This is a genomic window from Mesobacillus persicus, from assembly GCF_900109925.1.
GTDB lineage: Bacteria > Bacillota > Bacilli > Bacillales > Cytobacillaceae > Mesobacillus_B > Mesobacillus_B persicus.
This window is the reverse complement of the sequence record NZ_FOBW01000003.1, coordinates 1-24,995: the sequence shown is the minus strand read 5'-3', so window position 1 is coordinate 24,995 and position 24,995 is coordinate 1. Positions and strand designations below refer to the sequence as shown.

The following is a 24,995-nucleotide window of genomic DNA, read 5'->3' as shown; positions in this document are numbered from 1 at the left end:
CTGAAAATTACACCAACAGCCTTTCTTGGTGCAGTTTTTTCTCGTAGTCCCCCTAAAATTACGCCAACAGCCTTTCTTGGTGCAGTTTTTTCTCGTAGTCCCCCTAAAATTACGCCAACAACCTCTCTTGGTGCAGTTTTATCTGAGCCATCAAAAAACCGCCATGAACCTCCATCTCATGGCGCAAAAATCATTTCCTTATCAAGCTTCTTTTTTAATTAATGTTACTCCCCACTCAGCCGGATCCTTCCGCCACTCAGCAAGTTTCTCAAGATCACTAGAACTAATTTCCTCACGATCACAGGCAACCTCAGACAGAGTTGTGAAATCCGTTAACGAATAAACCTCCACTCCCGCCTCACGAAGCAGTTCTTTCCCCTTCTCAAGCTCGTAAGTAAAAATAGCAACCGCACCAAGAACTTCACACCCAGCTTCTCTTAACGCCTCTACAGCACTAATCACGCTTCCGCCTGTTGAAATTAAATCTTCAACAACCACAACCTTTTGACCCGGTAAAACCGCACCTTCGATTTGATTGCCTTTTCCATGACCTTTGGCCTTTGAGCGAACATAGCACATCGGTGACTCAAGAAGATCACTTACCCAAGCCGCATGAGGAATCCCGGCAGTTGCTGTTCCAGCCACCATCTCCGCTTCAGGAAAGTGTGTCAAAATCAATTCCTGTAACCCCTGAGCTATCTCCTTGCGAATCTTTGGATAGGAAAGAGTAAGGCGATTATCACAATAAATCGGCGACCTCAATCCTGATGACCATGTAAAAGGATCATTCGGTTTTAACGAAACCGCTTGAATATCTAGTAGTCTACCTGCAATTTGTTTTTTCACAACAATACACCTTCCCATTCATTTTTAATCGCTAAATAGCTTTCAAGAGGATTTTCTGCTTTCGTAATTGGCCTCCCAACAACAATTGCTGAACATCCTTTGTCCTTGGCAAACTTTGGCGTTGCTACACGCTTTTGGTCCCCAACAACATTCCCGCTTGGGCGAATTCCCGGGGCAACCGTTAAGAAGTCCAATCCAAGTTCAGAACGGATTATCCCTGCCTCATAGGCTGAACAAACCACACCATCTAATCCAGCAGTACGTGCAACCTTTGCATAATGAATAACCGAGTCTTGAAGCGGTACAGAAATAAGCTGCTCACGCTTCATCTGCTCTTCCGATGTACTAGTCAATTGAGTAACAGCAATACAATAAGGCCGTTCGGCACCTGCACTCACTCCAGCGTCGAGCCCTTCAAGCGCCGCTTCCATCATTTCACGGCCACCAGCTGCGTGGACATTGACCATATCCGCACCGAGTCTCGCCAGATTCTTCATTCCACCCTTTACCGTATTCGGAATGTCATGAAGCTTCATATCTAGAAAAACGTCATGTCCTTTATCTTTTAAGTACCGAACCATATCCGGACCCTCAGCATAAAACAATTCCATGCCTACTTTTAAAAATAATTTTTCGTCCCCAAATTCCTGTAGGAACTCTTCAACCTTCCGCTTTTCAGGAAAATCAAGCGCGATGATAAGCGAGTTGTTCATGCTTCCCCCAGCTCCTTCCTGTACACTCAGAAATATGACTAATTCCCAACTTCGTCAAAAGTTCCGGAAGCTCTTCAATAATGGTTGGACAAACAAAAGGATCGACAAAGTTCTGTGTGCCAACGGCCACCGCACTTGCTCCAGCATAGAAGAATTCGATTACGTCCTCAGCTGATTGGATTCCGCCCATGCCGATAATCGGAAGCCTAACCTGTTGACTTACCTCGTAAATCATCCGTAAAGCCACCGGTTTGATAGCTGCACCAGAAAGCCCCCCTGTCCGATTAGACAGAATTGGCTTCGCCGAATGGAGGTCAATTCTCATTCCAACGAGAGTGTTAATCATCGTTAACCCGTCGGCACCACCAGCTTCGACCGCTTTCGCAATTTTAACAATATCGGTCACATTAGGAGATAGCTTCACGTATACCGGAACCTCAGAGACCGCTTTTACTTTTTTCGTTAACTCCTTGGCCATTTCTGGATCTGTTCCAAAGGCAATCCCACCGGTCTTGACATTTGGACAAGAAATGTTCAATTCAAGTGCATGAACATTCGGTACTTTTGAGATTCGTTCAGCAACCCGGATATAATCTTCCTCAGTCGACCCTGCTACATTAGCAATGATTGGGACATCAAACTTCTCAAGCCAAGGAAGTTCTTCCATAACAACCTTTTCTAGGCCAGGATTTTGCAAGCCAATCGCATTCAGCATCCCACCCGGCGTTTCTGCTACCCTTGGAGTTGAATTCCCAAAACGCGGCTCTGGCGTGGTCGCTTTTACCATCATCGAGCCAAGAACATTTAAATCGAATAACTGACTATATTCTTTTCCGAATCCAAAGCAGCCTGAAGCAGGCATAACTGGGTTTTTCAATGATAAACCAGGTAGCTCTATTGATAATGAACTCATATTGCCACCTCCCCCGCGCGGAATACCGGTCCGTCGCTGCAAACTTTTTTATAAGCATAACCACTTGGATCATCTTTCACATGGCATACGCAAGCAAAGCAAGCGCCAATCCCGCAGCCCATTCTTTCCTCTAGTGACAAATAGACTTTAGGAGCATATCCAGCTGTTTCAAGAGCTCTTAACATCGGTGTTGGACCGCAAGAATAGAGGATATCACCATTGATACTTTTCTCGGTAATCACATCCGTCACAAACCCTTTTGTTCCATAAGCCCCGTCTACCGTCGCAATATATGTTTCACCTAACTTAGCAAACTTCGACTCATAGAAAACAGCACTCTCATTTTGGAAGCCCAGGATATTAATCACCTGTACCCCCTTATTGACAAGCTGTTTTGCTAATTCGTAAAGTGGCGGCACTCCGATACCTCCGCCGACAAGAATAGCGGTTTCCCTAGGAGCAGCCTCTTCAACAGGAAAACCATTGCCAAGTGGTCCTAAAATATCGACCATCTCACCCTGTTTTTTTTCAGCAAGGATGGAGGTTCCCCGCCCCTGCTTACGATAGATAATCGTGAATTTTCCTTCGTCCTTGTTAATTGATGCAATCGAGATTGGGCGTCGCAGCATTGGATCAAGGCCATTTGACACTTTTACATGAACAAATTGACCTGGTTCATTCATTTCATTGACCATTGCCCCGGACAATGTCAATTCATAGATAGAGTCAGCAATGCAGAGATTGCTGACTACTTCACATAATTCTTTCCTCATACTAAGACACCCTCTTTGCGAGAAGCCGGTTGAATCATTGCTCCAGCTGAGAAAGTCATTGATTCAAGCACTCTTAAAATCGCTTCAGCTGTATCAAGAGAAGTTAGACATGGGACACCATTTTCTACGGATTCGCGACGGATTTTAAAGCCATCACGTGCAGGCTGCTTGCCCCTTGTAAGGGTATTAATAACAAGCTGGGCTTTCCCTCCACGAATCTGATCAATCAAATTCGGACCTTCCGAACCAATTTTCCCGACGGTCTTCACCTTCACTCCTGCAGCTTCAAGATAACTTGCCGTACCACTAGTGGCTACAAGCTGATAACCAATATCAGCGAATCGTTTCGCGAGAGTTAAAGCTTCTTCCTTATCTTTATCGGCAACCGTTAACAGAACATTTCCATGCTCTTTAAATTTCATCCCAGCTGCTATCATCCCTTTATAAAGTGCCTTTTCGAGCGTGATATCTTTACCCATTACTTCTCCTGTTGATTTCATTTCAGGTCCGAGTGTAATATCTACCCTTCTTAATTTTTCAAAAGAGAAAACAGGAACTTTTACATACACTCCGTCTTTCTCAGGGACAAGTCCAGATTCATAACCTTGTTCATGAAGCGAGTGTCCTAATATTACTTTTGTTGCAATACTTGCCATTGGAACATGAGTAATTTTACTCAAAAATGGAACCGTTCGGCTTGATCGTGGATTCACTTCAAGGACAAATACCTCTCCTTTTGAAACAACGAACTGGATGTTTAACAGTCCAACTATATTCAATCCTTTTGCCAGCCTCTGTGTATATTCAACTAATTTCGCCTTCACTTCATTTGTTAAGCTTTGTGGCGGGTATACCGCGATCGAATCACCAGAGTGTACTCCCGCACGTTCGATATGTTCCATAATTCCCGGAATCACAACTGTTTCTCCATCACAGATTGCATCGACTTCGATTTCTTTTCCTGTCAAATAACGGTCAACCAGTACTGGGTGCTCTGGATTTACCTTTACCGCATTTTCCATATAGTGAAGAAGTTCATCTTCTTTATAGACAATCTCCATCGCGCGACCACCAAGAACATATGATGGACGGACAAGGACCGGGTAGCCAATTTCTGTGGCAATCGCAACGGCCTGCTCGACACTCATCGCTGTTCTCCCCAAAGGCTGTGGAATATCTAGTTCTAGCATTGCCTGTTCAAATTTGTCACGGTTTTCAGCACGATCGACCGCCTCAAGTGATGTTCCTAATATCTGAACCCCTAAGTCTGATAGACCATCCGCAAGGTTGATTGCAGTCTGTCCACCAAACTGAACGACAACCCCTTTTGGTTGTTCCAAATCAATAATACTCATTACATCTTCAACTGTTAATGGTTCAAAGTAGAGCTTATCGGAGATACTGAAATCCGTCGACACGGTTTCTGGGTTATTATTGATGATAATCGCTTCATACCCAGCCTCTTTAATTGCTTTTACACAGTGCACAGTAGCGTAGTCAAACTCAACCCCTTGACCAATTCGGATGGGGCCCGAACCAAGGACAACCACGCTCTCACGGTCTGTCTTGATTGATTCATTTTCTTCCTCATACGTGCTATAGAAGTAAGGTGTATTTGATTCAAATTCTGCTGCACAAGTGTCAACCATTTTGAAGACTGGAATGATCCCTGCTTTTTTTCTCCATAGATAGACCGCTTTTTCATTTGACTTCCATAACTTAGCAAGAGCTTTATCTGAGAATCCTAATTCCTTCGCTTTTCTTCCTAATTCTCCATCGAAAGCAGCGTTCTTTAATTGTTCCTCAAACTGAATTAACTTTTGTAATTTATGAAGGAACCAGAAGTCAATTTTACTCCATTCATGAATGGCTTCGATTGTTACGCCACGACGAAGGGCTTCACTAATGTAAAATAAGCGCTCATCTCCAGCTTTTCGAATCCTTTTTTCAATGATGGCATCATCAAAATTGGCACTGTCCTTTAACTCAAAGTGATAGATTCCAGCTTCTAGCGAACGAATGGCTTTTAATAGTGATTCTTCAAGCGTCCGACCAATCGCCATTACTTCCCCAGTTGCCTTCATCTGCGTACCAAGCTTACGGTTGGCGGATTCAAACTTGTCAAATGGCCAACGCGGAATCTTTGTCACGATATAATCAAGAGCTGGCTCGAAACAAGCATAGGAACTACCTGTCACTGGATTGATCATTTCATCAAGTGTAAGTCCGACTGCAATTTTCGCAGCTAATTTGGCAATTGGATAGCCGGTCGCCTTTGAAGCTAGTGCGGAGGAACGGCTTACCCTTGGATTCACTTCGATCACATAGTAATTAAAGCTATCTGGATCAAGTGCAAGTTGAACATTACAGCCACCCTCAATTTTTAAGGCCCTGATGATTTTTAGGGATGCATTTCGAAGCAATTGGTATTCACGGTCGCTTAGCGTCTGGCTTGGTGCGACAACAATTGAGTCCCCTGTATGAATTCCGACTGGGTCGAAATTTTCCATATTACAAACGACAATTGCGTTATCATTGCTATCGCGCATGACCTCATATTCAATCTCTTTAAAGCCAGCAATGCTTTTTTCAAGTAAGCATTGTGAAACAGGACTGTATTTCAATCCACTTGTAACGATTTCAATTAGTTCCTCTTCATTGCTACAAATTCCACCGCCCGTTCCGCCAAGTGTATAAGCTGGACGGACGATGACTGGGTAGCCAATCTGCTCAACAAACTTGTATGCCTCATCAAGTGTGTGGATAATATCACTTTCTGGAACTGGCTGCCCTAATTCATTCATTAGATTTCTGAAAAGCTCACGGTCTTCCGCTTTTTCAATAGCATCAAGCTTTGTGCCAAGAATTTCAACGCCGCATTCTTCTAAAATTCCTGAATTCGCAAGTTCGACCGCCATATTTAGACCAGTTTGACCACCTAGTGTTGGCAACAGTGCATCTGGACGTTCCTTACGAATGATTCGGCTAACAAATTCAAGAGTGATTGGCTCAATGTAGACAACATCTGCCATTTCGGTATCCGTCATGATTGTAGCTGGGTTAGAGTTAACAAGGATCACTTTATAACCTTCTTCACGAAGGGCGATGCAGGCCTGCGTACCTGCATAATCAAATTCTGCAGCCTGCCCAATGATGATTGGACCTGACCCGATGACTAGAATACTTTTGACGTCTTTACGCTTTGGCATAGTTTGCATCCCCCTGTTTCGCTTTTTCTACTAAACTAATAAACTCGTCAAACAATGGATTCGCATCTTCAGGGCCGGGTGATGCCTCAGGATGATACTGAACCGTAAAGGCGGACGCTGTTTTATGTGCAAGTCCTTCTATGGTTTGGTCATTTAAGGCCACATGAGTTACTTCAAGCTCCGTTCCGCTGATTGAATCCTCTTCAACTGTATAACCGTGATTTTGCGAAGTTATTGCTACTTTTCCAGTCTTGAGGTCCTTGACCGGATGGTTTGAACCCCGGTGTCCAAACTTCATCTTGGCCGTATCTGCACCACAAGCTAATGCGAACAGTTGGTGTCCTAGACAAATTCCAAACATTGGAACCTTCCCTAAAATGCCCCTAATCATTTCAATCGCTTCTGGAACATCCTTTGGATCTCCAGGTCCATTTGAAAGCATGATTCCATCTGGACATAACGCAAGGATTTCTTCTGCTGTTGTATGATAAGGAACCACAATCACATCGCAATTGCGCTCATTCAATTCCCGAAGAATTCCATGCTTCATTCCAAAATCGACTAGCACAATCCGATTTCCACGACCTGGGCTAGCATAGGCGCTTTTAGTTGAAACTTGCTTTACTTGATCGCTGCGCAACTTGGTTGCCCTCATTCTCTCCATAATCTCTAAAGGATTCTCATCGACACTGCAGATAGCCCCTTTTAGCGTTCCATGTTGACGGATAATTTTCGTTAATTTTCTCGTATCGACACCTGCGATTCCAGGGATGTTTTTCATTTTTAAATACTCATCAAGGCTCCATTTGCTCCGCCAGTTCGAAGGGAAATCAGCGACTTCTTTGACAACAAAAGCAGAAAACGCAGGCGTAATCGACTCAAAGTCATCACGGTTGATTCCGTAGTTTCCGACAAGTGGGTAAGTAAGAGTAACGATTTGCCCACAATAGGAAGGATCTGAAAGAATTTCCTGATAGCCCGTCATCCCGGTGTTAAACACAACTTCTCCAATCACACCTGTTTCACTTCCAAATCCATTTCCCTTAAAAATCGTTCCATCTTCTAGAATTAATTGTCTTTTCATGCTGTTACCCTCCCTTTATTCCAAACCACTTTACCGTCTACGATTGTCATCACTGGCCAGCCTTTACAATTCCACCCTGCGAACGGAGTATTTTTTCCTTTTGATAAAAACGTTTCCGGATCAATTTGTTCTTCCTGTTCTAAATCTAATAAAACAAGATCAGCAGGTGCACCTACAGCGATTTTTCCGTAAGGTAAGTTGAAAGTCTCTGCTGGCTTAACCGTTAAAAAGTCAATCAATTGTTTTAAAGTAAGGACATCTTTTTCTACTAATTCTGTATATAAAAGCGGAAATGCCGTCTCAAGTCCAACGATTCCAAATGGGGCTAATTCGAAGCCTTCTGCTTTTTCTTCCCTTGTATGCGGTGCATGATCGGTTGCGATAAAATCAATCGTTCCATCAAGAAGTCCCTCGATTAATGCTTCATGGTCTTCTCTACTTCTTAAAGGAGGGTTCATTTTAAAATTGGCGTCATTTCCTGGGATATGTTCTTCGTTAAGTAATAAATGATGTGGCGTTACTTCCGCTGTCACTTTAATTCCATTTCGCTTCGCGTCTCTAACCGTACGAACCGACTCTTTCGTACTTATATGGCAAACATGATAGTGACAGTCGGCAGCCTCAGCAAGCAGCACATCTCGCGCAATATGTACGGCTTCACATGCGGAAGGGATTCCATTTAGCCATAATTCAGCTGATTTCTTTCCTTCATGAAGTGAACCCTTATTAATTAAACTATTATCTTCACAGTGAGCCACAATCGACATGTTTAGAGCAGCTGCTGTTTTCATCGCTTTCAGCATCATTCCAGCTTCCTGGATACCAACACCATCATCAGTGAAAGCAAACGCCCCTGCTTCTTTCAGTCCAGCAAAATCTGTTAACTCCTGGCCAAGTTCTCTAATTGTGATCGAAGCATAAGGTAGGACTCTTATTGCTGCTGTCTCATTGATTCGCTCCTGAATTTTCTCAAGCTGTTCTTTTGAATCAGGTACCGGTCTAGTATTCGGCATCGCAGCAACCGTTGTGAAACCACCTTTTGCTGCAGCCATCGTTCCAGTAGCGATTGTTTCTTTTTTCTCCCCGCCCGGCTCTCGAAGGTGAACGTGAAGATCGACAAAACCTGGAGCAAGTAACTGGCCGTCCGCATCGATAATTTCTTCCGCTTCTATCTCTAAACCTGTTCCGATTTCACTGATTTTTCCATTCTCTATAAAAACATCTACCTTTGTTAATTCACCTGATTCAGTAAGCAACTGGCCATTTTTGATTAGCAATGACATATTTATTACCCCCTCTGATATTTTCAAGTGCTCTTGTTAATACAGCCATTCGAGCATAAACTCCGTTTTCCATTTGTTTAAAGATTCGCGAGCGCTCGCATTCGACTAAACAATCAGCAATTTCAACACCACGATTGACTGGAGCTGGATGCATAATAATGCTTCCTCGCTTCATCCTTCGTTCTCTTTCGATGGTCAAGCCATACTCCCGGTGATATTGTTCAGGAGAATTAGTTGCACCAACTCCATGACGTTCATGCTGGATACGTAACAACATCACGACATCCGCTGTTTGCATCGCTTCATCGACTTCCTCATAGAGTCCGTACTTCAACAAATCTTCATCAAACCACTCTTCCGGCCCTGAAAAGACCACTTCCGCTCCAAGTCTTTTTAATGCATCTGCATTTGACCTTGCTACTCTGCTATGTCTTAAATCACCAATGATGGCAACCTTCAGTCCACTAAAACCTCCAAATTCGCTTTTTATCGTAAATAAGTCCAAAAGAGATTGTGTTGGGTGATTCCCACATCCATCCCCGGCATTTAGGATGGGAATGTTAATTTTCCCGACCAATTCATCAAAATATTGATCATCTTGATGACGGATGACTACAGCGTCAAGCCCAATCGACTCTAGTGTTCGTACTGTGTCATAAAGTGTTTCTCCTTTTTGGACACTGGATGTACTGGTTTCAAAGGGGATGACATCCAAGCCAAGCTTTCTTTCTGCCATGTAAAAACTAGATTTGGTTCGTGTACTTGATTCGAAGAATAGATTGGCTACAAACGTTTGTTTCTTTGGCTGCCATGAACCACCTTCGGCAAATTTTTGTGCCTCTTCCAAGATGTCATTCATTTCCTCAACGGATAACTCTGCAGTCGTTAACAAATGTTTCATGTTAAAGCCCCCTTTGGTTCAATTGATCATTTCTATAAAAAAACACCCTGAACAAGGTCAGGGTGTATAAAAGTATTGTTAGCCATGTAAAAGACTCCCTCTTTTACAGTTAAATAGAGCTAACTCATTTTCCACCCTTTTAAATCTCTCGGACTTAATTAAAAGGTGATCGTTTATTAAGCTGTAGGTTGTTCTTCAAAATCCTCTTCAGTTAACTTGTCTCTTCCTGGTAAAACAAGATTTAAAATTACTCCAATAATCGCAGCAAGAGCCATTCCTTCAAGTGCAAATGCTTCTGTGATTTCTAGTGCTGCACCACCAATCCCGATGACCAAGATGACGGATGAAATAACCAGGTTTCTGTTATTGCCAAAATCAATTTTTTGATCAACCAACATCCGCAATCCACTTGAGGCAATAATCCCGAATAAGAGGATGGAGATTCCGCCAAGTACAGCTGTTGGGATAGTTTGAATTAATGCCATTGCCTTGCCGATGAAGGAGAATAGAATCGCAATGACTGCTGCTCCTAAGATGACATAAACGGAATATACTCGTGTAATCGCTAGTACGCCGATGTTTTCACCATAAGTTGTTTTTGGCGGTCCACCAACAAGTGCACTGACAAATGTACCTAAACCGTCCGCGACAATGGATCGGTGCAGGCCTGGGTCTTTAATATAATTGCGGTTAACAATTTTTCCTAAAACTAATTGGTGACCAATATGCTCAGAAATTGTTACGAAAACGATTGGCACCATCGCAAGTATGATGGTTGAGGTAATGTTAAATTCATAATGTATTCCTGGAATTAAGAATTCTGGCATTGCAAACCAAGACGCTTCTCTTACCGCGGTAAAGTCTACGATCCCAATAATACTTGAGTAGATATAGCCAACAATCAATCCTAATAGCACCGGCATCGCACTTAAAATATTTTTAAAATAAACATTAAAGATTATGGCTGAAAATAAGGTAACTAACGCTGCAGAGAAATGCAAGAAATTATATTCACCTTCAACATTCATCGCCATGTCTACGGCCGTACCTGCTAACCCTAAACCGATGACCATGATTACAGGTGCTACAACAATTGGTGGCAAAAGACGCATTAGCCACTTATATCCTGCTTTCCAGATAATCAGGGAGACAATTCCGTACGTTACCCCGACTGCGAGTGCTCCAATCATAGCATTCCCCGGATTCTCGCCGCCATTTGAGGCAATTATTATCGGGGCAATAAAGGCAAATGATGATCCTAAATAGGCCGGCACTTTAAACTGTGTGATCAAGAGAAAAATGATGGTTGCAATTCCACTGGTTAACAAGGCAATCGAAGGACTTAACCCTACTAATTTAGGTACTAATATCGTTGCTCCAAACATGGCGAACATATGTTGAAAGCTTAATGTTATCCATTGTGGTGTCGTTGGTTTTTCGTTAATATCCAAGATTGGTCTCGTCATAGTTGTCACATCTCCTAAGTGTATTAAAAGGCCCTCTTTGAATTTAGACAAAGAGGGCTAAGGAAAGTGTAAAAATGCTTTTACTATTCCCCTTAAAAGCCTCTCTGGACTTTCTTTAAAAGGTATCTATTTTATTGGATGTTTTCGCAAACCTAGTTGTTATTGAGAACGGGAGGTTGATTTCCGCTCCAGGATGCTCGCTTCAATCAACGGGTTCGCTAAAAAGTTTACTTTTCGTAAATACTTACTTGATCTTGTTTGTCTACTTCTGTTAGCTGGACAACAATCTTTTCCGAGCTTGAGGTTGGTATGTTTTTCCCAACATAGTCTGCTTTCACTGGCAGTTCACGATGTCCGCGATCAACAAGTACGGCTAATTGAACAGCGGATGGTCGGCCAATGTCCACTAATGCATCCAAGGCTGCTCTGACAGTTCTCCCCGTATAAAGAACATCATCTACCAAAATCACTTTTTGGTTTGAAATATCATAAGGAATATCTGAGCCCTTTACTAAAGGCTCTTGATCGGCTGTTTTCTTCGACAAATCATCACGGTAAAGCGTGATATCTAGCTCACCTACTGCAATCTCTTTGCCTTCGATTTGTTGAATTCGCTCAGCTAGGCGGCTAGCTAAATAAATTCCTCGCGTGCGAATTCCTACTAGAATACAGCCCTCAATTCCTTTGTTTTTCTCGATAATCTCATGAGCAATTCTCGTTAGTGCTCTTCGAATGGCTTGTTCATCAAGTACAACTGCTTTTTGTGTCAATTCCTTTCATCCTTTCAACCTTGTTAAGAAACGGTTAAAACGAAAAATCCTCTCACCTATAAGGTGAGAGGATAGACGAATACCATCAAAATGTAAGTAGGTTCAGTTAAGAGCCTAGCTCACGGTCCGTTTCCTTCTCAGCCTCACGGGACTGTTTTAAAGGTTCTTATTCAACTAAAGCAATCTTATTCTATCCTTACCTTGTTGTCAACGATTATTTCTAAAATCCTCAAGTAACTGTTCAAAATAGGTTGGAAGAGGTGCTTCAAACTCCAAGTATTGCCCTGTCCTTGGGTGTTCAAATCCAAGGATACCTGCATGAAGCGCTTGGCCTCCAAGATCTAGGGTTTTTCTTGGACCGTATTTTGGATCTCCTACAAGCGGATACCCAATATATTTCATATGAACACGAATTTGATGCGTTCTTCCCGTCTCAAGTTTACACTCAACAAAAGTAAAGTCCTTGTAGCGTTCTAAAACATTAAAATGAGTGACTGCATGTTTGCCATTGTCCACCACTGCCATGCTTTGACGGTCCTTCTGGTCTCGTCCTAATGGAGCTTCAATCGTTCCATAATCATGTGGAATAATCCCATGAACAATTGCTTTATATTTCCGATTAACGGTTTTGGCCACAAGTTGGTTTACAAGGCTCTCATGAGCTAGGTCGTTTTTAGCAACCATTAACAACCCTGATGTATCCTTATCAATTCGATGGACAATCCCTGGTCTTAATACACCGTTAATCCCAGATAAATCCTTACAATGGGCCATTAACCCATTTACCAGGGTTCCTGTTAGATGTCCCGGAGCAGGATGGACGACCATTCCTTTAGGTTTATTGACAACTAAAACATCTGCGTCTTCATAAAAAATTTCCAAGTCCATTTCTTCAGGAATAACATCTAGTGCTTCCGGCTCTGGAATTTCAATTGCGATGACATCGTTTAAAACACATTTATAGTTGGCCTTGACAGACCTACCGTTAACCAAAACTTGTCCATCTTTCATCCATTGCTGAACCTGGCTACGAGACCATTCACCATTGAGTGTTGAAATGGCTTTATCAATCCGATCGCCTACGCTGTTTTCTTCAATTACTATTTCCACTTTTTCCATTTGCGTTTTTTTTCGCCTCTCTCTCTTCCCTAATCATTTGTACCATAATTAGCCCTACTCCGATAACTAGAGCTGAATCTGCGACATTAAAGATTGGGAAATCATACCCGAAAATATACGTGTTTGCGAAATCAACCACTTCTTTTCGGAATACACGATCAATAAAGTTCCCAGCGGCGCCACCTAACATTAGCCCTAAGGAAACACCAAGAAACTTATTTCCTTTTACTTCTTTTTGGATAAAATAAACTAGGGCTATCATTACAATGACTGTGATGATATAGAAAAACCACATTTGCCCTTGAAGAATTCCCCATGCTGCACCACGATTGCGATGGGATGTAATATAAAGAAAGTTCTCGATTACTTTAATACTTTCACCCAGCTCCATGTATTTCACAACCCACCATTTTGTCAGCTGGTCCACCAAAATGGTTATTAAGGCAATTATGTAATAAAACACAAAAGTAACCTCCAAATCAAATGGATTACTTTTGCATTTTAGCATAACGCATCAAAAAACGACAGCAATACTTTGGCTTTATCACACTACGAGTAGAGCGGCTTACGGAGGTAAGCCTCCATCAGTTTCAGATCTTCCTCTGTCCTGGCTGTTGGAACCATTCCAAGCAATCCATCTGGCAACAGTTCACCTGACATCTCACATCTGCCAAAATCTCCGGCTTCTATCTTCGCTAACGCTCGTTCCACATCATCAAGCTCCGCTTTGATATAGAGAAGGATTGGACTGTTTTGCTCTGCCATCTGTATACGATTAAGCAGTTCCTCCTTAGTACGACGGAGCTCTTCATAGATAAAATGATATCGCTTCATATATCACTGCCTCCGTTCCTGTTTACAGCTATTATTACCCGTTCTATTCCGTTAACTCGGATAAACATTTGACAAGCAGTACAAGAATTGTCGGAGTAGGAAATATTTAAATGTAAAAGTGTACCGCAAAAATCGTTTCTCCATACATAATAAGTCGTTAATCAGTAAACGTGATTCTTAATGTCCAAATCACCAAACGTTATTTTATGGTAAAAACAAATCATATATGCAATTTGAATTGCATCAGTGTTCTTTAACAGATTCATCCGACTCAGGATTACGACTCGTTTTAATCTTCATTAGCCAGGAGTAATAAATTAGCGATTAGTTTCATCCCCATTTCAAATTCACCAACCAAATTACGAAAGTTTCTGCGTTTCGGGGGCTGGATTTCCCCTCATCTACATATGGAGGACAACTCCAAACTAAAAAAAAGACGTGAATCAGTATTTGATTCACGTCAAACTTTTTTTAAAAATCTCATGCAGTAGCGGAATTACTCTTTTGCTGAAAGATTCTTAACAACACTCGCACATCGTGGGCAGATTGTTGGGTATTCTTCTACTTTCCCAACTTCAGGTGTAACGACCCAGCAACGTTCACAAGTTTCACCTTCCGCTTTTGTAACGACAATCGCCGCTTGGTCAAGCTTAATTGCGTTTTCTGGGGCTGCGTCATAATTGCCAGCTACTTCAAAACTTGAGACGATAAATAACTGAGCAAGATCTTCTTCAATTAAATTCAGAAGTTCTTTCGTCTTTTCATTTACGTAAAGTGTTACTTTTGCAGTCAATGACTTTCCAATCACTTTTTGATTTCTAGCTTCCTCAAGTGCTTTTAGAACATCGTCACGAAGCTTTAGGAAAGAATTCCACTTCGTTTCGAGTTCCTTTCCATTAGAAATCTCTTTTGCCTCAGGCATATCCGTTAATTGAACACTTTCCTCTTGAACAGAAGGAATGAACGACCATACCTCATCTGCTGTATGTGGAAGGATTGGTGCCACCAATTTAACAAGCGCAAGCAAGCTTTCATGAAGAACCGTCTGAATGGCACGACGATCGGCATGATCTGCCGCTTCGATATATAAGATATCCTTAGCAAAATCAAGATAGAACGAGCTTAGTTCAAGCGTACAGAAGTTATTAACTGCATGATACACACTAGCGAACTCATAATTATCATAAGCAGAATGACTATTTTTGATTAATTTGTTTAATCTTACAAGCATAAACTGATCAACTTCACGCAATTTTTCAAATGGGACTGCATCTGTTTGTGGATTAAAATCAGATAAGTTTCCAAGTAAGAATCTGAATGTATTACGGATTTTGCGATACACTTCAGCAACCTGTTTTAGAATCGGATCTGATACACGCACATCTGCTTGATAATCAACAGAAGCTACCCATAGTCTAAGGATATCTGCTCCAAGCTGGTTCATTACTTTCGCTGGGACAACAACATTACCCAGTGATTTACTCATTTTTCGGCCGTCCCCATCAAGAACAAACCCATGACTTAAAATTCCTTTATACGGTGCTTTTCCAGTCACAGCCACTCCTGTTGATAACGATGAGTTAAACCATCCACGGTATTGATCAGAACCTTCAAGATAAAGGTCAGCTGGGCGTTCTAAATCATCACGCTCAAGTAAAACTGCCTGATGCGATGAACCAGAGTCAAACCAAACGTCCATGATGTCCGTTTCCTTAGTGAACTGACCGTTCGGGCTCTTAGGATGTGTGAAACCTTCAGGAAGCAATTCTTGTGCTTCACGCTCAAACCAGATATTAGACCCATGCTCTCTAAATAAGTCTGAAACATGGTCAATGGTTTCATCTGTGATAATTGGTTCGCCATTTTCAGCGTAGAATACCGGGATTGGAACACCCCAAGCACGCTGTCTAGAAATACACCAGTCCCCACGGTCACGGACCATATTGTAGAGTCTAGTTTCACCCCAGGCCGGAACAAATTTAGTATCATTGATTGCCTGAAGCAAATCACCACGGAAATCTTTGATTGACGCAAACCATTGCGCTGTTGCTCTGAAAATAACTGGCTTTTTCGTTCTCCAGTCATGTGGGTAGGAGTGAGTCATGAACGAAAGCTTAAGTAATTTGCCTGCTTCCTGAAGTTTTTCAGTAATTGGCTTATTGGCTTCGTCATAAAATAACCCTTCAAACCCTTCAGCTTCAGCTGTCATACAACCTTTATCATCAACCGGACTTAACACATCAAGGCCATATTTTTGCCCAATGATAAAGTCATCTTCCCCATGACCAGGTGCTGTATGGACACAACCCGTACCAGCATCAGTCGTTACGTGCTCACCCAACATCACCAGGGAGTCCCGACCATATAGCGGATGCTCTGCTAAAATATTTTCTAATTCTTTCCCTTGTACTTTTTGAACGATGGAAGGATTCTCCCACTCAATCTCTTTTGATACGGATTCAAGTAATGCTTCAGCAATTAGATATTTCTTGTCATCAACCGCGACAACTACATAAGTTAGTTCCGGGTGTACAGAAATACCGAGATTAGCAGGGATCGTCCATGGAGTCGTCGTCCAGATGACAATTTCAACATCATCGGTTAGAACGCCATTGCCTTGTTTCACTTTAAACCCAACGTAGATTGAAGGGGAACGTTTATCCTGGTATTCAATTTCCGCTTCCGCCAATGCAGATTCACTTGATGGAGACCAGTAAACTGGTTTTAACCCTTTGTAGATATATCCTTTTTTCGCCATCTCACCGAAAACCTTAATTTGTTGTGCTTCATAGGCTGGCTTTAGAGTGATATAAGGGTTTTCCCAATCGCCACGAACACCGAGACGTTTGAATTGTGAGCGTTGGCTCTCAATTTGCTCATACGCATACTCTTCACAGAGCTTACGAAATTCAGCAATCGTCATTTCCTTTCTTTTTACCCCTTTGTTCGTTAAAGCCTGCTCAATTGGAAGACCATGCGTATCCCATCCAGGAACATAAGGGGAAGAATAACCACTCATTGACTTATAACGAACAATCATATCTTTTAAAATTTTGTTTAAAGCATGACCAATATGAATATCGCCATTTGCATATGGAGGTCCATCATGCAAAATATAATGTGGTCGACCTTCTGTACGCTTTTGAACCTTTTCGTAAATGTTCATTTCCTCCCATTTAGACTGAAGGTCCGGTTCGCGCTTAGGCAAATTCCCGCGCATTGGGAATTCTGTCTTTGGCATCAATAATGTATCTTTAAAATCCATTTCTTTTCCTCCTACGAAATATCATGATTCAATCTGACAAGATAAAAGGCTGTTTTCGTAAACTTTGTTGCTATTGAACCATGAGAGGTTGATTTCCGCTCCAGGCGCTTGCTTTCCGCGGGGCGGGCGCTGAGCCTCCTCGTCGCTTCGCTCCTGCGGGGTCTCACCTGTCCCGCTGCTCCCGCAGGACACTGAATGGCTCCCTCGATTACGCCCACGCACGAGAAAATGCGTACTTTCATTTTCGAGGAGTCAAGCGCCTTCCGCTCCAATCAACCGGTTCATCCAAAGTTCTTATTCATAGAGACAATGAACCGCAATAATCTTTTAGAAAACAACCAAATAAAAAAACCTCCCCATCCCTGGAAAGGGACGAGAAGGTTTCCCGTGGTACCACCCTAGTTAAGACATATAAATGTCCACTTAAGCATTCTTAACGTGAATGACTCGCCTACACTTAATAGTCGTTAAAAGACGTTCAGCTCGGAACTAAAGGGTGATCTTCCGATTTTTCGCTTACTATGGGCTTTCACCATCCCCATTCGCTTTTAATAAGCATTAGAAAAAATCGTACTGTCCCTGTCATGGTTTCATCATGTAATGTACTTTTATGAAATTATATGATAATTACTATAAGAGCGTCAAGCTAGTGAATCTTCTTCTTCCTTGGTAGCTGATTTTAATTCAGTGGAATCTAATTCATATTCAAGCAAATGGTCCCAATCATCATTTGACAGCATATCTAGTTGGGCTTCAATTAGCATTTTAAACCGATTTCTAAAAACCTTGGATTGTTTTTTCAGCTCTTCAATTTCTATGGCAATTTTCCGCGCCTTCGATAGGGACTCATTGACGATTCGATCAGCATTTTTTTCTGCTTCTCTAATAATCAACTTTGCTTCTTTTTGGGCGTTTCGTTTCACTTCTTCTCCAGCTCCTTGAGCTATGACAATTGATTTATTCAACGTTTCCTCAATAGTAGTGAAGTGGCCCAGACGGGAGTTCATATCATTTAGTCTTTCTTCAAGTTCCTTTTTCTCACGTATAATCATTTCATAATCTTTAATGACTTGATCGAGGAATTCATTTACTTCATCCTCATCATAACCTCGAAACCCTTTAGTAAACTCTTTATTGTGTATATCTAACGGCGTTAAAGGCATGACGCCACCTCCTATTTTGTATAGACATTATGTATTGAGGATAATTCGACAGGAAAACAAAAAATCCTGCTAATTTCTACTATATCTTTATTTTTGTCGTCCGGCAATAACTCGCCATTTATCTTTTTTGGTTTTTCCTTCAATTGTCACAATCTTCGCGCGCCCTAGCCCGCGAACGGAAAGAATATCCCCTTCTCCACATTCAAAAGCCGTATTTTCAATGGTTGTCCAATTCACCTTAACGGTTCCCTGCTGAATATAGGTTTGGGATTTTTGCCTTGATATATTATAAACAGCTGACATGATTGTATCTAACCGTAGTGACGAGGCCGTTGTTGAAACTTCGCGCCAACTTACTTCCGGTTGAATAGCGTTCTGTAGTGGAATTTCTTTTAAAGTAATCCCAGCTCTCCCAATACTATCAAGCTGAAGACGTACATAGTCAGAAACTTCTGCTGCTGCAAAGAACTGTACCTGATCGCCCTTTAATACAATATCTCCAAATTTTCCACGCTTTAAGCCTAAAGACATGAGGCTCCCTAGAACTTGCCGATGCTCAATCGATATGAACTTTTTCGCATACTCTAGTTCAAATAAGCTTATCTGAAATTCCTCATGGCTAGCTTCAAAATACTCGGGGTATAGCAACGCTCTTTGTCGCTCTGCTGATTCATAGCCACCGAATAAGCTATACTTTACATCCCTTGTTCCGATTATCGTTTTAACAATCTGCTGTTCTCGTGGGTCGAGAAAATCCGTTAACTTTGGTGCATAAGTTTGCTCGACATAATCACGCCATCCAAGCGCTTGATCAATAAAATCTCGTTCTTCCGGACGGAAATGCTGGTAGATGTTCATTGTACTATTCTCCTTTAATACAAAAAGGGCCTACAAGAGACCCTTTACTCGTCAATTCAATTAGAACCACATGAAAAGTTGTTGAAGTCCTGATGCCGCAAAGCGTAAGACTAAGAAAGCAACAATTGGAGAAATATCAATCATGCCAAGTGGCGGAATAAATTTCCGGAATGGCTCAAGATATGGTTCACAAATACGTGAAAGAAATTGCCCGATTGCTGATTCACGCGCGTTCGGAAACCATGACATAAAAATATAAATAATTAACGCCCATTGATATAGTTGGACTAATTGAAGTAAAATCCCTAGAAGAAAATCCATTAAAATCTACCACCTCGATTCTTGTAAATCCCGTTCCTGCATCAGTTCAGATATATTCCCTGAAACTTCCACATTATCCGGCGTACACAAAATTATATTTGCCCCAATCTTTTGAATGTCACCACTAATGGCATACACAGTCCCACTTAAGAAATCAACGATTCTTCTCGCTTGATCTTGTTCAATGCGCTGCAGATTTACCACAACAGCACGCCGATTTTTTAAGTGATCGGCAATCTCTTGGGCCTCAGCATAGACCCTGGGTTCCATTAATATGACCTTTGAAGCTTTTTGAACACTTTGAAGACTTACTACATTTTGTTTCTGCTGGGGCTGCTGTTTTGCTTGTTTAACAGGCTCGGCTTCTTCTTCGATGTTATCCTCTTCTTTATAGTCATATTCATCTTCAAGAAAGAAAAATGTCTTGATTTTTGACTTTAGACTCATTTTCTACTCCACCTCCGATTCCTCACCCACCAGTGCGGTGCCTATTCTCACCATGGTAGCTCCTTCCTCAATTGCAATTTGGTAATCATTCGACATTCCCATTGAAAGCTCGCTACATGGCGCATAGGCTAGATTCAAATTCTGTATTTCCAGTTGTAGCTTTTTTAATGTTTGAAAACAATTACGTAGCTGAGCCTCATTATCGGTATAAGGTGCCATTGTCATTAACCCCTCAACCTGAATGTGTTGAAACGGCTTTAGCTCTTCAATAAATGTAAGAACGGAATCAGGTTCAAGTCCGTGCTTCGTTTCTTCTCCGGAAACATTCACTTGGACAAAGCATTTTACGACTCCGCTGGCTCGCTTGTCTATTTCCTTAGCCAAAGACAACCTGTCCAAAGAGTGGAGATAACTAATTTTATCAATGATATTTTTCACCTTACGTGTTTGCAGAGTCCCAATATAATGCCATGTTGGCTTGTCCCCTAACACTTCCCACTTTTGTAGCAATCCTTCATCTCGATTTTCACCCAGATGAACGATTCCTGCATCAATCGCTTCAGAGGCCCTTTCGACACTGACATATTTTGTGACAGCAATAATGTTTATCTCTTCTGGATTACGACCTACATTCTGACAGGCCTCTGCAATGTTTGAATGAATCTTACTAAGCTTTTCTTTGACATTCATTTTATGGATGAAGATCCTCCTTCCAACCAATAAAAGCAATCATTCGTCCAGTATTCCCTTGGTCCCTTCGATGTGAATAAAAGTGTTCACCATGACAACTCGTACAATAGTTGGTTTGAGAGATATTTTCTTCTCGTAACCCGGCACTTAAAAGAATTTGTTTGTTCAATTCTTTTAAATCAAGTGAATACTGATCATTGTTAACTTGATTATATGGTTTTTTTTCGACACCTTCTAGTATTTTTTGTACGAAAGTGATAACTCTGTTATCTACAATATAACATTTTTTGCATATAGAGGGACCAATTTTGGCAGAAATCGTCGCAGGATTACTCCCATTTTGAACAAAAACGGATACCATCTCCTTCGCAATCCCGCTAACGCTTCCTTTCCACCCGGCATGAGCCAGACCAATAAACCCCTTATTTTTATCGAGAAAATAAAGGGGCACACAGTCTGCAAAACATAACGTCAATAATACCCCTTTTTCATCAGTAAAGAAACCGTCAGTGCCTAGAAATGAGGTTTCATACCGATCAGAGCCTTTTCCCTGGTCCGCCCTCGTTATCTTTTTAATTTTGTTTTCATGTGTTTGCTCCGCACCTACCCAATCGCCTAAAGGGAACCCCGTTTGTGTTGCAAGGAGTTCGCGATTCCTACACACAGATAAAGGGTCATCCCCAACATGGAATCCGAAGTTTAACCCTGAGATTGCTCCTCGGCTAATTCCCCCGTTCTTCGTAGAGAATCCAGCTAACAACCCTGGATTCTCCTTCATCCATGATTCAATTTCTAAATACTCTTTTTCTTTTATAACAAAAGGCTCCATTGCGTACCTCAATCTACTTTTATTAAGTGAAAAATCGATATCCTACAGAACTATTTTTTAATAAAGCTACTACTAGTTTACATAAACCACTATCCAGCTTGCAAATCATATTCTATTCCTTTTCATTTTCGTCCTTAATATCGCCAAACCCCTTGTATCGAACAAGAACTACATCCTCGCCAATTTTTAAAATATGTTGCCAAGGAATGACAACTTCATCATCTTTTCCAAATAAACCAAGGACCCTGCCAGCCCCACCAACAATAACCGCTTCTATTTTGCCCGTATCTAAATTGATTTCAATATCATCTATATTTCCAAGCCGTTTTCCATCTGAGACGTTTACCACATCTTTTATTTGAAACTCCGAGACTTTCAACATCTATATTCCTCCCCACCCTCACTTATTAGAATATATGAGAGTAGGTAAGCCATTCATGACTAGCTTTGCCCTAACAAAATAAAAAGCCGCCATATGGCAGCTTAATTTTCACCCAAAACCAGACTAGTTTTGAATATTTTTATTCATTTGTTTAATTGCCGCTTTTTCAAGCCTTGATACTTGAGCTTGGGAAATACCAATCTCTTCAGCAACTTCCATCTGGGTTTTCCCTTGGAAGAATCGCTTCCTCAAGATCAATTTTTCGCGTTCATTCAAACGACGCATCCCTTCCTTAAGGGCAATTTCTTCAATCCAGTTGACATCTTTGTTTCGCTCATCACTAAGTTGGTCCAACACATAAATTGGGTCTCCACCGTCATTATAGATGGGTTCAAATAGTGACACTGGATCTTGAATAGCGTCCAACGCGAAGACGATTTCTTCATGTGGTACATCAAGTACTTTAGAAATTTCTTCGGCAGTTGGTTCTCTTAATCTCTCGCTCATAAGCTTTTCTCTAACCTGCAATGCTTTATAGGCGATATCGCGCAGTGAGCGTGAAACTCGAATCGGGTTATTATCCCTTAGGTACCTTCTGATTTCCCCAATGATCATTGGGACAGCATAAGTTGAAAACTTAACATTCTGGCCTAAATCAAAATTATCTATTGATTTCATAAGTCCTATACAGCCCACCTGGAATAGATCGTCTACAAATTCTCCACGGTTGTTAAAGCGCTGTATGACACTCAACACTAGCCGTAGGTTTCCATTTACTAGCTTCTCCCTTGCTGCTAACTCACCACTTTGCATCTGTTTGAAAAGCTCTCGCATTTCCTCGTTTTTCAAAACTGGCAATTTTGAAGTATCCACACCGCAAATTTCTACTTTGTTTCGAGTCAATCCTTTTCCCTCCTTACAGGAGCTGCTGTACAAAATTCAGTATCTCCGCAGGAAGGAAAAATATGCATATGACAATTGGACTAGCTCTTCCTAAAAAGGAAAATATAGGCTCGAAACCATTGCCATCATTGACTCTAATCCTCTAAAAATTTTTACACCATTTTATTAAATTCTTTTCGAAGCCGTTTAATGATTCTTTTTTCAAGTCGAGAAATATAGGATTGTGAAATACCTAACATATCGGCTACATCTTTTTGGGTTTTTTCCTCATCCCTTCCAAGCCCAAAACGTAACTCCATGATTTGTTTTTCTCTGTCTGATAGCTGCTCTAAAGCTTTAATCAAAAGCTTTTTATCTACGTTGGACTCCAAGTCTTTTGTAATAATATCATCATCTGTTCCCATAACATCAGATAATAGCAACTCATTTCCATCCCAATCAATATTAAGCGGTTCGTCGAATGAAACCTCGGAACGAATCTTATTATTCCGCCTTAAATACATCAAGATTTCATTCTCGATACAACGTGAAGCATATGTAGCAAGTTTGATTTTCTTTTCAGGATTAAATGTGTTAACCGCCTTAATGAGTCCAATTGTACCAATGGAAATGAGGTCCTCAATGTTGATTCCTGTATTCTCAAACTTCCTTGCAATATAAACAACTAGCCTTAAATTTCTTTCAATCAGAATTGATCTTGCCGTTTTATCTCCATTTGGCAATTTTTTAAGTAGTAGCTCTTCTTCTTCTTTATTCAAAGGAGGAGGCAGGGCTTCACTACCGCCGATATAATATATTTCATCTGTTTTTAGCCCTAGCTTGTGTAATAGTTTATACCAGTAATAGGATAAGCGCAGCCGTAAACTTTTCATGAATTGTCCTCCTTCTAATTTTTGTTTTTTTGAGTATAGTAATATTAACTTACCATTACACCAGTTTCCTGAGTGGATGTTCCCGAGAGCATTTTAGGGTGAACAATACACTCAAAGCTGTCATCAGAGGATAGCTTCTGGGCGTTAAAACTAACCAATGCCTTGTCAACGACAAAGGTTTCTCCCTTACTATGAATCTTAAGTAGATCTGGTTTAATCGCAATAATCAATTGATGCTCTTGTCCGACTACCTTATATGGGATAATTTTCATTCTACTTTCATATTCACCAGGAAGGCTTGCCTCTCCAGTCATAATTAACTCCGGGTTCTCTGCTACTCTCCTGATTTCATCTGGAAATTCAGGCGGCAATGCTTCCAATGAAACAATCATGACAGGCTTTCTAGAAATTGGATCATATAATTGGTTGCCACTATCCACAAGTCCTTTTAGGTTTAACTTTATTTCATTAAATGAAATACTGACGTCGACAATCTGGTCGTATTGAATCTTTGCTATCTCAATACCTTCTAGGTTTCGCTTTGAAAAATGCCAGGCCAGCGGAAACCCTAAAAATACAAATAACCAACTAATCGGATCCCCAAACCCTTTAATATTTGCTATAGCAACGGATGTTGCCATATCTAGGTCAAACTGGATAAAATAATGGGTACCGATTAAGGCACCACCGATTAAAAAGGTCATCATATAGAACGTCATTAAGCTTTTTAGGAAGAACCGCAACCGTTTAAACCCAAAAACAGCTAGGACCATCATAATTGAAAAGCCCATTTTTACGACTGGGTGCCCCGTATGCTCGAACGGAGTGATTGTTAATAAAATTAATAGTGACCCTATTAGTCCTCCTAAAAACACCCTCCAAGGTTTCACCCTTCGCTTTAATATCACAGCCGTTAAATAGAGAAGAAGGGAGTCAAAACACAAATTCAAGGCCCAAATCACATCAAGATAGACAGTCAAAGTCCCTACCCTCCTAAACTCCCATACATTCTTTTGCCAACCTCAGCTCCTTGACTTGGTTCATTGTGCACGATTAATTGCCATTACCTCAGCTTTCTACTATATGCTTACGACAAAGTATAACGTACATTCCTTAATGAAGTGTGTCACTTTCTGTATACAAACCATCGAAAATTTTCACTTTTCTATCCGATATTTGTCACATTTTATCTAGAGACTATTGGGGATTTCTATTAAAGTTGGGGATTGGTTTAACTAGGTAGTGCCTTTAATGCTAGTGATTTCTATGGAGTATTAGTCTTGGTTAATAGATGCAGGGGATGGCAGTTAGGCATCTCTCATTGGGGACAGTTTTTCAAAGTTACTCTTCATTT

General features: G+C 41.2%; 24 protein-coding genes and 1 other annotated feature. All 24 genes read right to left on the bottom strand.

What is annotated here, in order from left to right; all coding sequences use genetic code 11:
- Positions 1–201: 201 nt before the first annotated feature.
- Positions 202–846 (bottom strand): orotate phosphoribosyltransferase, encoded by a 645-nt coding sequence (gene pyrE / locus BMX30_RS05290; RefSeq protein ID WP_090741903.1) that lies wholly within the window; start codon positions 844–846, stop codon positions 202–204.
- Complete coding sequence (gene pyrF / locus BMX30_RS05285; protein ID WP_090741901.1) at positions 843–1,559, bottom strand: orotidine-5'-phosphate decarboxylase; 717 nt, start codon at positions 1,557–1,559, stop codon at positions 843–845. Before pyrF ends, pyrE begins: the two co-directional genes overlap by 4 nt.
- On the bottom strand, positions 1,531–2,472 hold the full coding sequence (locus BMX30_RS05280) for a dihydroorotate dehydrogenase (RefSeq protein WP_090741899.1): 942 nt from the start codon (positions 2,470–2,472) through the stop codon (positions 1,531–1,533). Before BMX30_RS05280 ends, pyrF begins: the two co-directional genes overlap by 29 nt.
- A complete protein-coding gene (locus tag BMX30_RS05275) occupies positions 2,469–3,245 on the bottom strand; it encodes a dihydroorotate dehydrogenase electron transfer subunit (RefSeq protein ID WP_090741897.1) in 777 nt (258 codons plus the stop codon). The genes BMX30_RS05280 and BMX30_RS05275 overlap by 4 nt, the downstream gene beginning before the upstream one ends.
- Positions 3,242–6,454: a carbamoyl-phosphate synthase large subunit gene (gene carB / locus BMX30_RS05270; protein ID WP_090741896.1), complete on the bottom strand. Its 3,213-nt coding sequence runs from the start codon at positions 6,452–6,454 to the stop codon at positions 3,242–3,244. The genes BMX30_RS05275 and carB overlap by 4 nt, the downstream gene beginning before the upstream one ends.
- Entirely contained in the window at positions 6,441–7,538 is a 1,098-nt protein-coding gene (locus BMX30_RS05265) for a carbamoyl phosphate synthase small subunit (RefSeq protein ID WP_139195379.1), read from the bottom strand. Before BMX30_RS05265 ends, carB begins: the two co-directional genes overlap by 14 nt.
- On the bottom strand, positions 7,535–8,821 hold the full coding sequence (locus BMX30_RS05260; protein ID WP_090741894.1) for a dihydroorotase: 1,287 nt from the start codon (positions 8,819–8,821) through the stop codon (positions 7,535–7,537). The genes BMX30_RS05265 and BMX30_RS05260 overlap by 4 nt, the downstream gene beginning before the upstream one ends.
- Positions 8,784–9,722 carry an aspartate carbamoyltransferase catalytic subunit gene (locus BMX30_RS05255; protein ID WP_090741892.1) on the bottom strand — a complete coding sequence of 313 codons (939 nt, stop codon included), beginning with the start codon at positions 9,720–9,722 and terminating at the stop codon, positions 8,784–8,786. Before BMX30_RS05255 ends, BMX30_RS05260 begins: the two co-directional genes overlap by 38 nt.
- A 176-nt stretch (positions 9,723–9,898) precedes the next feature.
- Entirely contained in the window at positions 9,899–11,188 is a 1,290-nt protein-coding gene (locus BMX30_RS05250; RefSeq protein ID WP_090741890.1) for a uracil-xanthine permease family protein, read from the bottom strand.
- Between the two features lie 227 nt (positions 11,189–11,415).
- Positions 11,416–11,958, bottom strand: coding sequence for a bifunctional pyr operon transcriptional regulator/uracil phosphoribosyltransferase PyrR (gene pyrR / locus BMX30_RS05245; RefSeq protein WP_090741888.1), 543 nt, complete (start codon positions 11,956–11,958; stop codon positions 11,416–11,418).
- Between the two features lie 207 nt (positions 11,959–12,165).
- Entirely contained in the window at positions 12,166–13,077 is a 912-nt protein-coding gene (locus tag BMX30_RS05240) for an RluA family pseudouridine synthase (protein WP_090741886.1), read from the bottom strand.
- Positions 13,052–13,540 carry a signal peptidase II gene (gene lspA, locus BMX30_RS05235; RefSeq protein ID WP_090741885.1) on the bottom strand — a complete coding sequence of 163 codons (489 nt, stop codon included), beginning with the start codon at positions 13,538–13,540 and terminating at the stop codon, positions 13,052–13,054. Before lspA ends, BMX30_RS05240 begins: the two co-directional genes overlap by 26 nt.
- A gap of 86 nt (positions 13,541–13,626) precedes the next feature.
- Positions 13,627–13,911 carry a hypothetical protein gene (locus BMX30_RS05230; protein WP_090741883.1) on the bottom strand — a complete coding sequence of 95 codons (285 nt, stop codon included), beginning with the start codon at positions 13,909–13,911 and terminating at the stop codon, positions 13,627–13,629.
- Between the two features lie 496 nt (positions 13,912–14,407).
- A complete protein-coding gene (ileS, locus tag BMX30_RS05225) occupies positions 14,408–17,176 on the bottom strand; it encodes an isoleucine--tRNA ligase (RefSeq protein WP_090741881.1) in 2,769 nt (922 codons plus the stop codon).
- Positions 17,177–17,541: 365 nt separating this feature from the next.
- Positions 17,542–17,771, bottom strand: a binding site (T-box leader).
- 46 nt (positions 17,772–17,817) lie between these two features.
- Complete coding sequence (locus tag BMX30_RS05220; RefSeq protein WP_090741879.1) at positions 17,818–18,339, bottom strand: DivIVA domain-containing protein; 522 nt, start codon at positions 18,337–18,339, stop codon at positions 17,818–17,820.
- An 87-nt stretch (positions 18,340–18,426) separates the two neighbouring features.
- Positions 18,427–19,197, bottom strand: coding sequence for a YlmH family RNA-binding protein (locus tag BMX30_RS05215; protein ID WP_090741877.1), 771 nt, complete (start codon positions 19,195–19,197; stop codon positions 18,427–18,429).
- 60 nt (positions 19,198–19,257) lie between these two features.
- Complete coding sequence (locus tag BMX30_RS05210; protein WP_090741875.1) at positions 19,258–19,518, bottom strand: YggT family protein; 261 nt, start codon at positions 19,516–19,518, stop codon at positions 19,258–19,260.
- Between the two features lie 6 nt (positions 19,519–19,524).
- Positions 19,525–19,965 carry a cell division protein SepF gene (locus tag BMX30_RS05205; protein WP_090741874.1) on the bottom strand — a complete coding sequence of 147 codons (441 nt, stop codon included), beginning with the start codon at positions 19,963–19,965 and terminating at the stop codon, positions 19,525–19,527.
- A gap of 3 nt (positions 19,966–19,968) precedes the next feature.
- Positions 19,969–20,655 carry a YggS family pyridoxal phosphate-dependent enzyme gene (locus BMX30_RS05200; protein WP_090741872.1) on the bottom strand — a complete coding sequence of 229 codons (687 nt, stop codon included), beginning with the start codon at positions 20,653–20,655 and terminating at the stop codon, positions 19,969–19,971.
- 1 nt (position 20,656) lies between these two features.
- Positions 20,657–21,484 carry a peptidoglycan editing factor PgeF gene (pgeF, locus tag BMX30_RS05195; RefSeq protein ID WP_090741871.1) on the bottom strand — a complete coding sequence of 276 codons (828 nt, stop codon included), beginning with the start codon at positions 21,482–21,484 and terminating at the stop codon, positions 20,657–20,659.
- Between the two features lie 112 nt (positions 21,485–21,596).
- Positions 21,597–21,866, bottom strand: a complete 270-nt coding sequence (locus BMX30_RS05190; RefSeq protein ID WP_090741869.1) for a YlmC/YmxH family sporulation protein — start codon at positions 21,864–21,866, stop codon at positions 21,597–21,599.
- Between the two features lie 123 nt (positions 21,867–21,989).
- Entirely contained in the window at positions 21,990–22,769 is a 780-nt protein-coding gene (gene sigG, locus BMX30_RS05185; RefSeq protein WP_090741867.1) for an RNA polymerase sporulation sigma factor SigG, read from the bottom strand.
- 152 nt (positions 22,770–22,921) lie between these two features.
- Positions 22,922–23,641 carry an RNA polymerase sporulation sigma factor SigE gene (gene sigE, locus BMX30_RS05180; RefSeq protein ID WP_090741865.1) on the bottom strand — a complete coding sequence of 240 codons (720 nt, stop codon included), beginning with the start codon at positions 23,639–23,641 and terminating at the stop codon, positions 22,922–22,924.
- A gap of 44 nt (positions 23,642–23,685) precedes the next feature.
- Positions 23,686–24,621, bottom strand: coding sequence for a sigma-E processing peptidase SpoIIGA (gene spoIIGA / locus BMX30_RS05175; protein WP_090741863.1), 936 nt, complete (start codon positions 24,619–24,621; stop codon positions 23,686–23,688).
- Between the last annotated feature and the right edge of the window lie 374 nt (positions 24,622–24,995).